At 34.9% G+C, this 15,909-nt stretch carries 12 protein-coding genes; 9 read left to right on the forward strand and 3 right to left on the reverse strand.

Annotation, left to right across the window (positions count from 1 at the left end; genetic code table 11):
- Positions 1-9 precede the first annotated feature (9 nt).
- From ABWU73_RS01480 to rsmD, 5 genes are all read left to right on the forward strand, one after another.
- Entirely contained in the window at positions 10-2,397 is a 2,388-nt protein-coding gene (locus tag ABWU73_RS01480; protein WP_208571613.1) for a type IV secretion system protein, read from the forward strand.
- On the forward strand, positions 2,394-5,372 hold the full coding sequence (locus ABWU73_RS01485; RefSeq protein WP_265017760.1) for a type IV secretion system protein: 2,979 nt from the start codon (positions 2,394-2,396) through the stop codon (positions 5,370-5,372). The genes ABWU73_RS01480 and ABWU73_RS01485 overlap by 4 nt, the downstream gene beginning before the upstream one ends.
- Positions 5,373-5,461: 89 nt before the next feature.
- On the forward strand, positions 5,462-9,193 hold the full coding sequence (locus ABWU73_RS01490; protein WP_265017759.1) for a type IV secretion system protein: 3,732 nt from the start codon (positions 5,462-5,464) through the stop codon (positions 9,191-9,193).
- Positions 9,183-9,815 carry a hypothetical protein gene (locus ABWU73_RS01495; RefSeq protein WP_253303722.1) on the forward strand — a complete coding sequence of 211 codons (633 nt, stop codon included), beginning with the start codon at positions 9,183-9,185 and terminating at the stop codon, positions 9,813-9,815. Before ABWU73_RS01490 ends, ABWU73_RS01495 begins: the two co-directional genes overlap by 11 nt.
- Before the next feature lie 122 nt (positions 9,816-9,937).
- Positions 9,938-10,486 (forward strand): 16S rRNA (guanine(966)-N(2))-methyltransferase RsmD, encoded by a 549-nt coding sequence (gene rsmD, locus ABWU73_RS01500; RefSeq protein WP_182319544.1) that lies wholly within the window; start codon positions 9,938-9,940, stop codon positions 10,484-10,486.
- Here the strand turns inward: rsmD and ABWU73_RS01505 are convergent.
- From ABWU73_RS01505 to ABWU73_RS01515, 3 genes are read right to left on the reverse strand one after another with little or no spacing between them, the layout of a single operon-like run.
- Complete coding sequence (locus ABWU73_RS01505; RefSeq protein ID WP_006279274.1) at positions 10,444-10,776, reverse strand: hypothetical protein; 333 nt, start codon at positions 10,774-10,776, stop codon at positions 10,444-10,446. The genes rsmD and ABWU73_RS01505 overlap by 43 nt on opposite strands.
- Before the next feature lie 4 nt (positions 10,777-10,780).
- The gene (locus ABWU73_RS01510) at positions 10,781-11,371 is read right to left on the reverse strand and encodes a COQ9 family protein (RefSeq protein WP_010082414.1); all 591 of its coding nucleotides are present in this window, start codon (positions 11,369-11,371) and stop codon (positions 10,781-10,783) included.
- Positions 11,372-11,377: 6 nt separating this feature from the next.
- The gene (locus tag ABWU73_RS01515) at positions 11,378-12,931 is read right to left on the reverse strand and encodes a Mur ligase family protein (protein WP_264329646.1); all 1,554 of its coding nucleotides are present in this window, start codon (positions 12,929-12,931) and stop codon (positions 11,378-11,380) included.
- Between the two features lie 774 nt (positions 12,932-13,705).
- Here ABWU73_RS01515 and ABWU73_RS01520 point away from each other — a divergent pair.
- The 4 genes from ABWU73_RS01520 (at position 13,706) to ABWU73_RS01535 (ending at position 15,679) form a co-directional block, all read left to right on the forward strand.
- On the forward strand, positions 13,706-13,828 hold the full coding sequence (locus tag ABWU73_RS01520; protein ID WP_007549233.1) for a hypothetical protein: 123 nt from the start codon (positions 13,706-13,708) through the stop codon (positions 13,826-13,828).
- A gap of 96 nt (positions 13,829-13,924) precedes the next feature.
- Positions 13,925-14,284 carry a ferredoxin family 2Fe-2S iron-sulfur cluster binding protein gene (locus tag ABWU73_RS01525; RefSeq protein WP_155969176.1) on the forward strand — a complete coding sequence of 120 codons (360 nt, stop codon included), beginning with the start codon at positions 13,925-13,927 and terminating at the stop codon, positions 14,282-14,284.
- A 2-nt stretch (positions 14,285-14,286) separates the two neighbouring features.
- Positions 14,287-15,318, forward strand: a complete 1,032-nt coding sequence (locus tag ABWU73_RS01530; RefSeq protein WP_264329647.1) for a hypothetical protein — start codon at positions 14,287-14,289, stop codon at positions 15,316-15,318.
- Positions 15,302-15,679 (forward strand): cytochrome c-type biogenesis protein CcmH, encoded by a 378-nt coding sequence (locus ABWU73_RS01535; protein ID WP_010962876.1) that lies wholly within the window; start codon positions 15,302-15,304, stop codon positions 15,677-15,679. The genes ABWU73_RS01530 and ABWU73_RS01535 overlap by 17 nt, the downstream gene beginning before the upstream one ends.
- The last annotated feature ends 230 nt before the right edge of the window (positions 15,680-15,909 follow it).

The following is a 15,909-nucleotide window of genomic DNA, read 5'->3' on the forward strand; positions in this document are numbered from 1 at the left end:
GTTGGATTTATGCTAAAATTTTTGCTGATAATACCGTTTTTTTTTCTGTCAGGCTGCGGGGAACATCACTGTATTAAGCCAGAAAATTTATCAGGTTTGCGTGAAAAACTAGATATAGTGTCAACAGAGCAGAAATGGGTTGATTCTGGTGTTAATATCTCAGATAGAATAAGAGTAACAGAGATTGATATAGTGCCTAGTAAGGTTAATTTTTGTCCTAAGCAGTATGCAGATTTTGCAATTGGGCCTGGGAGAAATGACGTTGCATTACCATTTGCACTTAAAAAAGGCGATACGATAAGCTTTAGTGTGATTGGAAGTAAAGTGTGTAAAGATAAAGAGAGTGAGACAAAAATCAGGTATTTGAAAATCGACGAAAAGTGTAGCGAGCAAGAAACGGAACATTTTGCACATGTTTTAAATCAAGAGAAATGCCAAGGTGGCAAGGATGGGATATGTCCTAATAAATATATAATAGGCGATGCGCAATGGTTGAGTGGAAGAGAGTACTGGTTTTCGAAGTTAGATCAAGATGAAAGAAAAAAGGAAATTGAAAATATTATTAACTCTATAAAACAAGGAGAGAATATAGATTGCAGTAAGCTTTCAGAGAGCAGTGCAAGTAAGATAGATACGCACATTTTAAATTCACTCTGTAGACGTATATGTAAATTTTCTTCTGGTCGTAGAGGCGAGGATTGCGTGTATATTGAATATAATAATATAGAAATTGAGCTATTCAATGCTTTAAATTCTAGTGGTGAATCTGTTGTTGCTGAAATTATTAGTAACGTATTAAAGGGAAAACAGGTAAAAACTGACATTACATTTCTAAAAGTTGGTATGGATAATGAAACTCTTGAACACATTCCAGGTGGTGGTTTATGTACTAGTTGTGATCATAAGATGGAGAATGACCATCAAATACCAAGTTTAACTTTTAGTCTATGTAGCAGAAATGACAAGAGCTGCTACAATACAAATGACAAAGGCGGGTTCAACATAAGAGTAACGAAGAACCATAGTCTGGAAAATAGCTTGTATATAAGTGTTTCCGATAAATTCCCTGAGCATAAGCCTGGTGAAAATCAAGCGGATATATCTGTAGATATCAGCAAAGTTCATGACATGGAAAACTTGAAAGGAAAATTAAAAGACAAAACAGGCACCATATATTACGGAATAAGAGACCATGGCTGCGATTACAAAAATGAAGGTCAATTTAGTATTAACCTAACAACTAAAGAGCCACCTACAAAAACTTTTAGTGCAATATATAATTTCTTTGATGAAAAAGTGAAAACTGCATTTTTCGGCTCTAATTATAAAGACCCTAACGCAATTCACTCTGATACTAGTCCTGTAAAGTCTCTTTACGAAAGTTTTATAAAATCAAGCAGAACAAATACCATTAGATCTACTATAATATCACTATTAGTACTATATATAATCTTATATACTCTTTATTACTTTTTTGGATTAACTCATATTTCTATATATGAGTTTTTAATTATATGCGTAAAGATAGGAATCATCGCCCAGCTATTGCAGGATAATAGCTGGGACTTTTTTTATAACAACGCATTCTCTATATTTATTAACACTCCAAAACAACTAATAGAAATAGCAAATTTTAGAGGCACTACTTCAAATGTTTTTGAGTTTCTTGATTTGCCGCTCAATAGGTTCTTGTCATCGCATTCAGTATTGTTAATAGTATCTCTTATATTTTCTGGCCCTTTGGGCATTGTATCTTTTTGCTTGGTGATTTGGGGTTTAATCACAGTGAGCTTATCTATTTTTAATGCCTTATTTTCTTTTATTACATCTATAGCAATAGTTGCGTTATTGCTTTCTTTAGCACCTATTTTTATTATTTGTCTTTTATTTGCGTATACTAGGCAGATGTTTCACAACTGGGTTAAAAATTTAGCAAGATTTGCGATTCATCCAGTAGTGCTTTTAATTTTTATATCACTGATAAGCCAGGTTATGGATTATATTGTGTATTCAGTATTTGATTTTGAGGTCTGCTCTACATGTATACTTAATATTAACTTAAAGATTTTTAACCCTTGTATTTTTTATGGTTATGCTTCCAAATATACACCTAATATTACCGCTATGATGGCTTTTGTTATTTTGGGACACGCTATGAAAGCTTTAGTTGAAGCTTCTTCGACAATATCTGACTCGTTGTTTGGTGCTTATGTAGCAAGCGAACCTGGAAGACAGTATCAACAAAGCTTAATGGGAACAGTAGGGTTAGATGAACAAAGCGTTCAAAGAAGAGAAAGAGGAGGTGCTTCTCAACAGTCAGGTACGTCAAGACCTCAAATACCACAAGGGACTCAAAGGTCAACGCCTCAGATACCACCACCAGGAAGACAGCAATGATAAGTAAAAGATCACTATTGTTGATACTGTGTCTTGCAATCACTGGTTGTAACATGGATTGTGTCGAACCTGGGTTGCAGAGCAGAAACACTAGTGTTAACGTGGATGTTCCAGTTCATAAAGCTGGTGAAGAAGTTAAAATTCATTGGGTTGATTCTGGTCAAGTAATTAGTAAGGGTGAGGAAATCAAATTCACCCTCGATGGATCAGTAAATTTTTGCCCTTTTAAAGAAGACAAAAATCCAAGGAAAGTACTTGTGCCAGCTAGCTTTTGTGCTGATGGCTCAGAACCAAATTATAGTAAAGCTGCAAATATTAACGATGTGCCTAATAATTATGGCGTTGATGAAAAAGGCGTAAATAAAAACGAATTGTGCGGTGGTAAAGGATTTGGCAGCAATAGACGTTATGTAGACACTGGAATTAAAGTAAATCCTGGTGATAAGTTAAGCTTTAGCTTAGTTCCCAGAAAAATAACAATTGATTATGACAATCCAGGAGGGAAAGGTATCAGCTTTGATGACAATTGTTATAGAGCTGAAGAAGGAGGTGAAAAAGTGTCAGCAAGTGAAATATTGAATGTTAGCAAGCAAGAGGGAGAGGAATTTTTTTGTGAGGGCAAGGATGGAAAGAGAAATAAAATAAAATTTTTACCTCTTGATAAAACAAAAGCAAAGGAAAGCAAAGTGCTAGTTGGCAATGGGTACACTCCATATGATAATAAGGTACATTTTAATAAAGGTTATGTTAAAAACAACGAACCATGGATACATGGCTCGCTGTTCGATTTACGCCGAGCTAAAATAGGATTGAATGAGTTATGTGATGGAAAAAACTGTAGTTTGGATGAGAAAAAAAAGTACAGTTCTTATGAGCTTAATTGTTACTATCAGAATATATGCTATACTAGAAAAGGTATATGGAGCTATGATTCAGGTCGAGCAGGAGAACGGAACTGTGTCTCCTCTATAAGGTATAAGAAGTACGATAAAGGAAATAAATGTGATATGTATTCTTATCTAGAAAAAATGGAAGGGAATGTTAAAGCAGGTAGTTTTACTGAAGATGATAAATCTTGGGCTGAGGCTCTTGTTGCAAAAATTGGTGATCTTGGTGATCAAGATACTGATAAAGGTATGCAATGTCTTCCAGATAATGAAGTAGGTGCAAGAAAGGATAATGTGTGTTCGCAAATTAGTGACAATTTCGAGGATTTTTCTCTGAAATTAAATAGTGACTATGCAGTAAATGACAATGTAAAATATGGTAGTAGTGTGATGCTTGCTATAGCAGATTATGGTTACTATGGAGCTAATAGGGGCGGGTACTATGTTAAAGTGACTAGATCGTGTGAATATATCAATGGTGAAAAACTGTATGTGTATTTGGGTGATAACCCGCCAGGGGATCCATCTGCTCCAAAGACTAATGATTTCAAAAAAGTAGAGCACTTAGATAAAACAAAGGATAAGGTATATTATATAATAGATGGAGGTCTTTTAACAGATGAATGCAAAGACAAAAAACCTATAACAGATGAATGCAAACCTAAGAAGATATATTTCGGCATCAATGTAAGCAACGTAGAGAAAGATGACATTACGGACAAAAATGGCAAATATTACGAAAACAATAAGTATAGTGTAACTTTATTTGTCAAAAGAAAAATTAATGATTTTATTTCATCGAATGTAAACGGGGTATTTAAATTTATAAAAGAAGAAGTAATTGGGGACAGCGTTAAAGATTCATACAAAGGATATGCAAGAGGTCTTCTTCAGGGGGTAAGAGCTTTACTTACTCTATACGTTATATTTACTGTCATTGGCTATATGCTTGGAACAATACAGCTAAGTAAATTTGATTTCATTGTAAGGATGTTCAAGATAGCATTTATAGCTTTTGCCTTTAGCGATAGAAGCTGGGAACTCTTTGGTACAACTTTATCCAGACTTTTTGTAGATGGTAGCACTTATTTAGTTGATAGCTTTTCTGGCTATATAGGGGAAGGGGGGAGAAAATTTGCATTCTTAGACTTGACAGCAGGAGTATTATTCACAACAGAAACTTGGCTAAAGTTTTTATCGTTGATGCTCTCTGGTCCTTTTGGCTTTATTGCATTTTTGGCAATACTCTGTGCTACTTTTATGTTCTTAAAATGCATTATTAGCGCTACGTTTAAATATGTAATATCTACTGTTCTAGTGGCGTTTTTACTGTCATTAACACCTTTATTTATCGTATTTATTCTATTTCAAAAGACTAAACCCTTGTTTGATAATTGGATAAAAACGTTGGCTCATGTTTCATTAGAACCAGTCATTTTATTTTCATTTTTATCTCTTTTAAATCAGTTGATGTATTCAGTTTTATATAACCTCACAAATTTTTCTGCATGCTATCAATGTTTAATTAGCGTAAATTTCTTATCGTATGATCTGTGCTTGATGAAATCAATACTGCCTCTTGGATACAGTCCTGGCACTAGCGTTGATGTTGCACTCAGTACCGGAGAAAGGGCTGGTGGACACTTTGCAGCATTACCTATAGACCTAATCCAGGCGTTTATATACCTCATTATTGCCGGTGCAATGGAAGCTTTTGTTTCTATATCGGAAACTATGGTACAAACACTATTTAGCTCTGGTTATGGAGTTACTGGCGGTGTTGGTACAGTTGCTAAGAGCGCATCGCAAGCTATGCTGTCAACCGTTGGCCTTGATGATAAGACCCAAAGTATGATACAGAGTATCAAGCAGAAAATGAGTGAAGATCGGGGAAAAATTGAGGCTAAATTACCTAACACACCAAAGCAACCAGACAAAAAAGAAGATTCTAAAGGAAGTTCTGATAAAACAACGAGTGATAGACCTAAAACATTAAAACAATCAGATCAGCAAAAAAATTCTGATGAAACAATAAGAAGTGATCCTAGTGCTAAAGCTAAAAACAAGGAAGAAAATGGAGAGGAGTAAGATATAAATGATATTATGGAGTAACTAATTAAAAAGATATTTTAAGTAAAGTTTTAGAAATTTATTCTGTATTTGGAAAAAGTTTAGATATGCAATCACGTTTAGGCAAATGTTGGTTTAGGGTATTACTTCTTGCAGCTTATGTGCTGATCACAGGTTGTAGTAAAAACGATATGCCTTTTCCAAGGTGTATATCTGCTGACTATTTTGGTCCTAAACCTATTGCAGTAAGCGCTCATTTTTCAAGCGACCACGATGCGTTTATTCCAGGAGATGGAGAAGTTATTGATCCTGAAACTGGCGAAATTAATTATGGTTTTCACCATAACCAAGTGGTGAAGTGGGAGGATACCGGACTCGAAACCAATGGAGATAGTTTAAAAGTGCGAGTTAATGGTGCATGGACATCTTGGAGTAATAATAACAAGAAGGAATCTAAAAAAGGCAGTTATACCTTACAAAGCTTGGAGCAGTTAAAATATGCAACTAAATTTGAAGGTAAACAAAGTGATAATAGTTTACCTAATTTTCACTTAGTTTGTAATGATTATAAACCTAGCATACAAAAATTTTCAAGTAAGTCTGATACAAGTTGCACTGTAAATTGCAAGTGCATTAATGAAGATGATAGCGCAAATACAGTATCACGTGGTGCTCCATGTTGGTTTACCAATGGTCATGGTGCTTATCTTTTGTTTCAAACGGGGAAAGATGATCCTAACGAAAATCTAAAGTTAATGCGCGATCCTCAATATCCTACTGTACATCTAGGTTATAACTCCACAGCAGAGGGCGACAATGGATTTTTTACTTTAGACAGAGATAACACTAAATTAAAGGACAGAAATTGTAATGAGTTGAAGTTAAAAAAGGGATGGAAAATATATGTAAAAATATTAGATAGATATTACTTAGATAATGTAGGTGGCTACTCTTTTGAGTTCTTAAGTGGAGTGCAGCAGCCAAGTAGTTTTGGGTTTTTTGATTACATTTATAACTATCTAAAATGTGTATTATTGATTAACGAAAATTGCAAAGAACATTTTAATAGCAATGATCCTGCAGTTGCACAAGCTATGTTCGAAAATATAGCTGAAAAAAGTACGAGCTTTCACAATTTTGTTCTTTCCTTGCTTGTTCTATTTGTAATGATTTCATCGCTTCTTTATCTTTTTGGCATGATACGAGAAACTAAGCATGATATGCTCATCAGAATGATGAAAATCACTCTAGTAATAGTGCTTATATCTCCTGGAAGTTTTAGATTTTTCTATGATCATTTTCTTGTTTTATTCGTTAAAGGTCTTGAACAATTGATAAGTGTAATTACTAACTTTGCTCCCAACATGAACACCGGAAGTATTGCTCAAGGAGATGAAGCTAAGTTGTTTAGCTTCATAGAGGACATGTTCAATAAATTTTTTGCTTATTCTGTTTGGAAAAAGTTTGCAGCGTTTTTACATTACCAAATGTGGGCAAGCCTTCTTATGATACCGGCAATTTTCATAGGGATTGTACTATACTTCTTGTTGTGCTTGTATGCTTACATAATATTTCTCTCTGGCTTTATGGGTATAGCTTTTCTTATAGCTATCATGCCACTGTTTCTAATTTCTATTTTATTTTCACCGCTGAAAAGTCTATTTGAAGGTTGGATAAAATTCTGCATCAGTTTTTGTTTACAATCGATTATGATATTTACTCTCTTGTCATTGTTGGCTTCAATGATAATGAACACCTTTTATAGACAACTAGGTTTTACTGTATGCTACAATAAATGGTTCGAGGTAAAGTTATGTGCTCCAAAATGGGTGTTTGGCGGTTTTTGTATCGTTGATAAGCAGTACTTTGGTTGGACCCCAGGGCAAATTTTTGTACCTTACACTCTTGGAGAAGCTTCTTCTCTTAACATAGATAAAAGTATAGAAGGTATAGAAAAGATAAGCAGAGAAGGTGGTACAATAAAATTTACTGGTGGTGCTGGATATATCCCGCTTCCACCAGATTACCCTAAAGATAAAAATGGTGAACATATAAAAGGGTTTCGTTATATAGATTATCCTTTCTTTAATCCAATTCCTGGAACTAAAGATAATCCAGCAGACCACTATATTGCAGAAAGTGATATGGTAGTTAGTAATGGCTGTAGTGAAAAAGATCTAGTGCGCTTAACAAATAGTTTATCTCATGCATCAGAGAGGGCTGACATTATATTACTGATCAACAATATAGAGAAAAGGATAGGTGATGTTAGTGAAATAATAAAACGCTACTGTCAAGATATAAATAAATGCAATAGTTATAGGGAAATAATTAATGAAATAAGATCTTTAGTGCGGAGTGCGGTAGAAAAACAAGGTTGTAGAATACTGAAACTTCATGATTTATATAAGGATCCCAACAGTGAATACTGTCAGAAATGTAAAGATTGTGAGGATTGCAAAAATTATCAAGAAAATAGCGATTACCAAAGGGTGCAAGACATACAGAGAGGTTATTTAATCAATGCAGGGGAAATCTTTGTGTTATTCTTGCTTTCATTTTTAATGTTCTCCTTACGCGAGTTCGTACAACAAATGGGCTCAAGTATAGCTGGTGGTGGATTCAGCGTTTACAATATATCTAGAATGTATGAAGCATCGCCTTTGGTTGGCATAATGGAAGGATTAAAACAGCATTATTGGCAAGACGCAATTGGTGGAAAACTAGAATCTTTAGGTAATTGGGCTACTCATTTACCGGATAGATTAGCCGGAGGTACAGCTAATCTACTGGGTAGGATACCAAGAGTTGGAGGAGTGCTGAAATACGCTATTGATGTGCCACGTAAATTTGTAGGTGCTACTATTGAAGCAACGAAGTTTGCAACATCGCCTGAAAATGATGTTGATAAGCTCGAGGAAAAAATTTACAGGGCATTTGGAGTTGATAAGGAAGATATTACACACAGAAGGATCGGTAAATATTTAGATTATTATAAAGGATACGTAGGATCACATTTGGGCTATACAATAGAAGATGCTATGAAGTTTACTTGGGAGCATGGTCTTGACTCTATAGGAAAGCATGGCTATGATCATAACCTACTCTATAGAGCAAAAGAATATAGGCGAGATTTCTTAGAGAAGCTTCATGATTACACTATCGGCCGTAAGAGAGAACCAGAAAAAGACAATCCTGATCAATCAAATAAGGTAGAACGAGAGTTAGGCACGGAACTAGTAAGAGATAACCATGATCAGCCACTAGAAGAAGGCGACCCTCTTCGACTACGAGGGGGAGGTCAGCCAGATAAGGTAGTACGAGAACTAAGCACAGAACAAGAAGACAAGCCTAATCAACTACAGCATGATCAGCCAACAGAAGAAGATAAGCCTGATCAATCAAATGAAGTGACACGAAATTTAGGCACGGAACCAAAAGGTTCAGATGAAATTGATGATTTTGGATCTGCTTTTGAAGGTATGGAAAAACGTGCTGAAAGAGAAGGCAGAAGAAATCAAGATAAAGTTTACAACCTCTCACCACTTTTTGAAATGAACACTCCAGAAGCTGTAGAAAAACGTGCTGAAAGAGCTAGAAGAAAAGAAGAAAGAGATCGAAAAGACGAAGTTTATAATCTTAAGCCTTTATTTAAAGAACCAAAAAATCCAGAAGAGTACGTTAAGGCACTTTTTGAAATGAATACCCAGGAAGCTATAAAAAAACGTGCTGAAAGAGAGGAAAAAAGAAATCGAGAAGACAGTAAAAGGAAATTACCGGAACCAATGAGGAAACCAGATGCAAAAGGAGATGAGAAGAGGATTGAAGATGAAGACTAATAAAAATTTCAAAGGCCTTGATTATTATAAATTGCAGCAAGACAAAGATGGCAACATAAAGTTAAATGACTACGACGACATTTTAAATGCGCGTAGGGCAAGGGTAGACTTGTTGCGGGATAACACATCACTTGACAAGGATGTCAATTTTGCTAAATTGAATAAAGCTTTGAGTGAGAAATTTGTAGATAATCATGGTTTATTGTCTGAATTTGATAAGGAAGACAAAGAGATTGCACAAGAAAGGCTTAAGATGTCTAATATTTTAGACAATCTTGATAATCTTGCAAACATTAAAAGTGAAGAGCTATTAGAGGTTAGTTTATTGCTATCAGACCTTAGCTTCATAGAGAGAAATGTTGTACTAAATACCGATCAGAATTCTGATCTTACAGAGTTTAAAAGTCTATTTATCGAAAAAAAGGCATCTGGTAAAGAGTATAGTGAAGAAGAATGTAGAGGCTTTCTTGATAATATAGATAAAATCAATACTATAATTAAGTTAGAGTTAGAAAGCAGAATTGAAGGGCTAAATCATGATGAAAAAAATGATCATGATGATTTACAAGATGAGATTGGTCAAGCAATTAATGCAGCAGGCAAATCAGAAAAAGATAACTGATGAGTCTTGTGTTTGTGTTTTTCTTACAAGCGACTCGATAGCTTCTCTCTATTAAACTGCTAAAGCCATATTGACATTAATCATATAGTATAAATAATTAATTATTTTGGAGCTTATTTAATATGCTACGCATCATTGCAGGCAAATATCGCGGAAGAAAAATAACTACAGGTAAGCATTTAGCTGCACGGCCAACTATGAGTATTGTCCGAGAAGCAATATTTAATATGCTTTCCTCAAGAAAACCTATTTATAACTTGAATGTACTTGATTTATTCTGTGGTAGTGGTTCTTTTTCATTTGAAGCGCTTTCTCGCGGCGCTAAACATGCATTCATGGTGGATTCAGATTATTACAATTTGCAACTGCCTAAAAAAACAGCAGAAGATTTTGGAATTACGAACAATGTCACGCTAATTTGTTGTAGTGCTAACAAATTGCCACAACCTATTTCAAAGTGCGATGTAGTTTTTATAGACCCACCTTACAATAGCAATCTAGTTGAATCAACGTTGAATGGACTAGCTCACTCAGGCTGGTTAAGTGATGATGCATTGATAATTCTAGAGATTAGGAAAAACGAAGATTTTGAGTGCAATAAAAACTTCAGTATAATCTTGGAACGCACCTACGGTATAGCGAGAATAATTTTTCTTTCTCTATTAACTTGAACTTGCATATACTTTTCATTGATGAGTTCCAGTTCTATTTTCGTCAAGTTTCCGGAGAAATTACTTATTCTGTACTGCCCTAGATCAAAATTTTTATTAAATTCAGAGTCTATTAAATATTCATGTGCTTCTTCAATAAATTTATTTTCTTTTTCTTCGTAACTGGTGTATTTTGTTGTACCATTATTATCCTCACGATAAACTAAATGTTCTTTATGATCAGCATGAATATTTTTATTTTCACAAACCTTTTCAGGATCGTGCTCAAGTACTTTTCTACCAACAATCAATAGCTTATAAGAAATTTCCTATGATTCCTTTTAAGCGAGTTTTGAATTTTTGAAATGTCATGACATTGTTGATACGGTTATCAAGAAACGATAAAGTATCCACAAAATCTTCTGAATAATCATTGATAAAAAAAAGTATCGTACTTAAGTACACTCCAGCTAATATTGCTCTTTTTGTATAGTAGTTAAAATCTGTTGATTGGTCATGAATGCCATACCAAATCGCACTAATAGTTCTGTATAAAAGTTTACTAGAAAAATATGTATTTTTTGGTGATACGGAGAATGATAAAACATTTTTTAAAAGTTCTCTATAATTCGGTAGCTTAGCATAGTTTGAAAGGTGTATTTGAATAGCTAACTTTACTCGCTCTCGCACTTTCATATCTTCTAAATTAGAATTTCTTAATTCAGCTTCCATTGAGCTATTTAAGTCCTCTGCTATGTGCTCCAAAGCGCTATATATTCCATTCTGAAATTTGCAAAAGCTATTAGCTAGATTAAGGTCAGTGCACACCTTTAATAGGGTTTCATCGCTTATCCCTTCAAATGGAATAACCCTAATTAGCTTATCTATTATTAACTTTTGTTCCACGCAACATCATACTAAACAGCATGTGTGATTGTACCTGAGATTTTCAAACATTCTACAAAATGCTTCACCACGTTCCTCGAAATTTTTCCATTGATCAAAAGAAGCACACGCGGGAGAAAGTAATATTGTTACTTCTTCTGCGCTATTTAAGGCCTCTTCAAAAGCCAATCTGAATGCATCTTCTAGATTGCAACATTTAACATAATCTACTTTATTCTCCATAACATTTGCAAAAGCTTCGGTTGATTCTCCAATAAGAAAAGCTTTTCTAACCCTTGTAAAATGCTTGCTTAATGATTCTATTCCACCTTTTTTGCTTCTTCCACCAGCGATCCAATTTATGTTTTCATAAGATAAGATCGCCTTTTCGCTCGATTTTGCATTAGTTGCTTTGCTATCGTTCACGAAAAACACATTTCTTATTTTGCCAAGCAGTTCATTCCTATGCCTCAGTCCTGAAAAGGACTTGATTCCATTGATAATAGTGTTGCTATCTACTCCAAGTACCTTACATACGGCATATGTGGCTGCTATGTTTTCTGCGTTGGATATTAGGTTTATTTTCACGTCGCTTACTGATAAGCTATGATTCTCTAGTTTTAACGAGATCTTCTGGATCCCAGTGCCCCTTTTGTCATCCAAGTAGCTGACACTGGGATCCAGATAATTTCGATCTATACCAGTAATCTGTTCACTATAATCAAGCAAATTGTTACCTGCCAATGATATTAGATCTCTTGCACCACCCTCTGTCATCTGAGTAGTTGGCAATGGTTTTTCTTTTCTGGATTCCAGCGTCACGCGCTGGAATGACATCGGGGAATATGTTACTGAGATTGGAATTTTGTCTCCAGTGAATTTGTTGAATATATCAGCAGTAATCTCATTGTCACATCCTATTACGGCAACCTCACTACCGTTTATCAGTTTTAATTTAGTTGCTATGTAGTTCTCCATACTTCCATGCCTATCTATGTGATCTGGTGTAATATTGAGCAGTGCTGAAATGTCCACGTTAATTTCATTCATCAACTCCAATTGAAAAGAGGAGAGTTCGATTACATAAATTTCTGCATCTCTTTCTAGATCCAAAACAGGAACGCCTAAATTTCCACCAATAGCTACTTTTTTCCCTGCAGATTTTAATATGTGCCCTATTAGTGATGTAGTGGTTGATTTACCATTTGTTCCTGTGACGCCTATTACCTTCTGGTTCGTAGTTTTAGCTTCAAGAAATAGCTCAATGTCTGATTTTATTTTGCAATCAAATCTCCTTGCAAGTTTTACTATCCAATGTGGCTCTGTTGGCACTCCAGGGCTTAAAACCAATGCACTGATCTCATGCCAATTGTATTCCTTGGGATGAATAAAATTACATTTTTTATACATCATTTTTGCATTTGCTATTTGCTCTTCATGATCATCCCATGCATATATTCTTGCACCACTCTTTGTTAGAGCGTTAATGGCGGATAAACCAGTTTTACCAAGACCAAAAACCGCAACGTTTTGATTTTTGTATTTGTTTAGTTGCACTGCTAGATAACTTATGCGAATCATTTTATAAAGATATCGTACAAACTACAACAGACTTCTTGCGTAGGTTATAACTGTCATTCAATAGAAACGAAAAAACTTGCTTGACAAACTCCGCCAGCCCCCTTATCATAAAATTGAAGCTATTGTATTTGCTTTCGCCAATCTGCAGATTAAAAGGTAAGGATTACTTAATGTATCGGCGTCTTATGTTCAATTTTTTGCAGTATATAGATACTGTATGTCTTTACAAAACTTCATCTACATCTAGATTTTTATCTAAATAAGCTGAACGCGCTTATAAAGCGTTACAAGACATCAAAAAATGCCAATACTCGACAGAGATAGTAAAAGACTAGCTAACTCGGGGATTCTTTGTCTTTTTTTCTGCTTGGTAAATTTCTTAAACATTTGCAGCGTAGGTTAGTTGCAATTAAAAGCAGCTGAATTTCGCTTGTCAAGCGTTTAAAACATAAAAAACGCCAATATTTTAAAGCAGATAATAACCACGGGGCTTCTTTTGCCTTTTTTTCATTTGGTAAATTTCTTAATATTTATGGCTAAACGACAATCGTCATCCCGCTGCTTGTTAGCGGGATCTCTTGTTAGCGGCTGAGATACCGCGAATGAATCGCGGTATGACGGTTCGCGGCGGTATGACGGTTCGCGACGGCGTGACGATAAGCTCGTTATCCCGCTGCTTGTTAGCGGCTAAGAGATACCGCGGCAGTATGACGGTTAAGTGGGGTGTCATCCCAGTGTCAGCTACTCGGATGACAGGAGAAGGAGGCTACTTGCATGACACCATTCTTTTTTCTGGATCCAAGTAATCAGGGCACTGGGATGACAAGAAGAGGGCACTGCCGTCATAAAGGAACCAGTGTCAGCTACTCGGATGACAACAAAGAGCTACTTGGATAACAAGAAATATAGGTACTGGAATTGTAAAGAGTTTGCAAATATTAGTTATTACCTGTAGGATATAAAGAAATTAGTAAGGATTTTAATAGGAATAATATGCCATCTGTTACTTTTATTTTACCTGATGGGAGTAAGAAAAGTTATGAAGCTGCAGAGGGAGAAACTCTGCTCAATTTAGCCCATAGAAGTGATCCAGATCTGCTTGAAGGTGCATGTGAAGGCTCTCTTGCTTGTTCTACATGCCACGTGATTGTTGATCCAAAATCTTATGATGCTGTAGAAACGCATAATCCCATATCTGATGAGGAAAATGATATGTTAGACCTAGCTTTCGGCTTAACAGAGACATCAAGACTTGGGTGCCAAATAAAAATCACAAAAGATATCGACGGCTTGTGTGTAACCATACCAAGGGGTACAAGAAATATATCATTGGATAAACAGGGGAGTGATTAGCTATGCGTAAGATTTTTATCTATATTATCATCTCTTTACTTTTGTTTATTCCTGTAGCGTATAGTGGTTTTTGGTATTTTTCTGCATGTAAGGTAAAAAATCTTTTAGCTGAAACAATACTATACATTAACGACGAAAAATTTGATATTTCACATGATTTTAGTGGATTTCCTTCTAACCTAATTTTTCGTGTGACAAACCCAAAATTTTCCAATGAGCAATTAACCATCTCATCTGATGCTTTATTGATAAAAAATAGATTGTTTGATAAATCAGTATATATCTACATACCAAGCAATGAAGTCAATATTGCTGTTCATGGTGATGAGAAAAAGAATATAAAATGCCACACAAACGATAGCAGCCACTTTGTTGTTAGACTAAACGATTTACCATCTTCATTGCGATTCAACAGCGTGATAGACTATATAGATACACTTCGTTACGAAGATTATGGATTAAAATGTGATGTTTCAGAAAATCAGCAAAGTGTTATAACTGAAGTGAATGATAAAAGTAATTACATTCAATTTCACCTCGATAAAGAACCAAGTGGAAATACTAAACTAGGATTTGATTTTTATACTTATCGGTATAAAAATACTGCAAGTCCTGAAAGTTACCTTAGTATCGACACTAAATTTGATTACGAATTTGTAAACCACATCTCAGCTTCCAGAGTTAATTTCAACATAGAGAAATTTTTAATTCAAAGTAATAATTTTTCTCTTGCTGCAGATGGTGGAGTGCAAAATTATAATTTGGTTACGTCTTCATTTAAAGACAAAATCAACGTGGCTATATCAAATTATAAAGAATTAATCTCGTTTATGATTGGTGACTCAAAAACTTCAGATGCGTTTGAAAAATTAATGTCTTTCTTATCAGAAAAAACAACTGATGACAGCGTTCAATTTTCAATAAAGTACGATGATGATGTAGGGTCAAGCTTTATTGGAAAGTTATCCATCACTGATTTTATGAACCAACTCAGTAAAATAATCCAATTAACCAAGAATGAGAATAGTAATTAGCTTACTTTTCATATTGATATTCCACTCAGGCGTAAACGCTTTTACTCTGGATAATAAACTCAGAGATAAAAGCATGGAAAAACGAGCAACCAGTTTATTTGAAATAATAAGGTGTCCAATATGTTCTGGCGAATCATTGTCTGAATCTGGATCTCAGATCGCGTATGATATGCGAGAAGCAATTCGTAAAAAAATCAATGATGGATACACTGATGAAGAGATAATCTCAGAGTTAAAAAATTCTTACGGCAATTCAATTATAATCGTACCACCTAGCACTTACATTTTGTGGTTTATTCCACTTACAACTCTGCTTATTGGGTGTTTTTTAATACAAAGATACATCAATACAACCACTTAAACCTTTTATATATAGCTAAAGTGACTTAGGTTCTCTAATTGCACATAAGTCAACAATAATTTTCACACAAATCAAAACAGCATATCTTCTCCATAATCCTTGGTAATTTTACATAAGTTAAAAGTAGCATATGGTTCTCTCCGCGGTCTGAGATGACAATAAATTTGTCAAGCCGCATTATACTTGTTAGGCGGAAGTGGACGGCAACATGTTTACCACGAAGTCTAACT

Source organism: Wolbachia endosymbiont (group A) of Andrena helvola, assembly GCF_964028415.1.
GTDB lineage: Bacteria > Pseudomonadota > Alphaproteobacteria > Rickettsiales > Anaplasmataceae > Wolbachia > Wolbachia pipientis.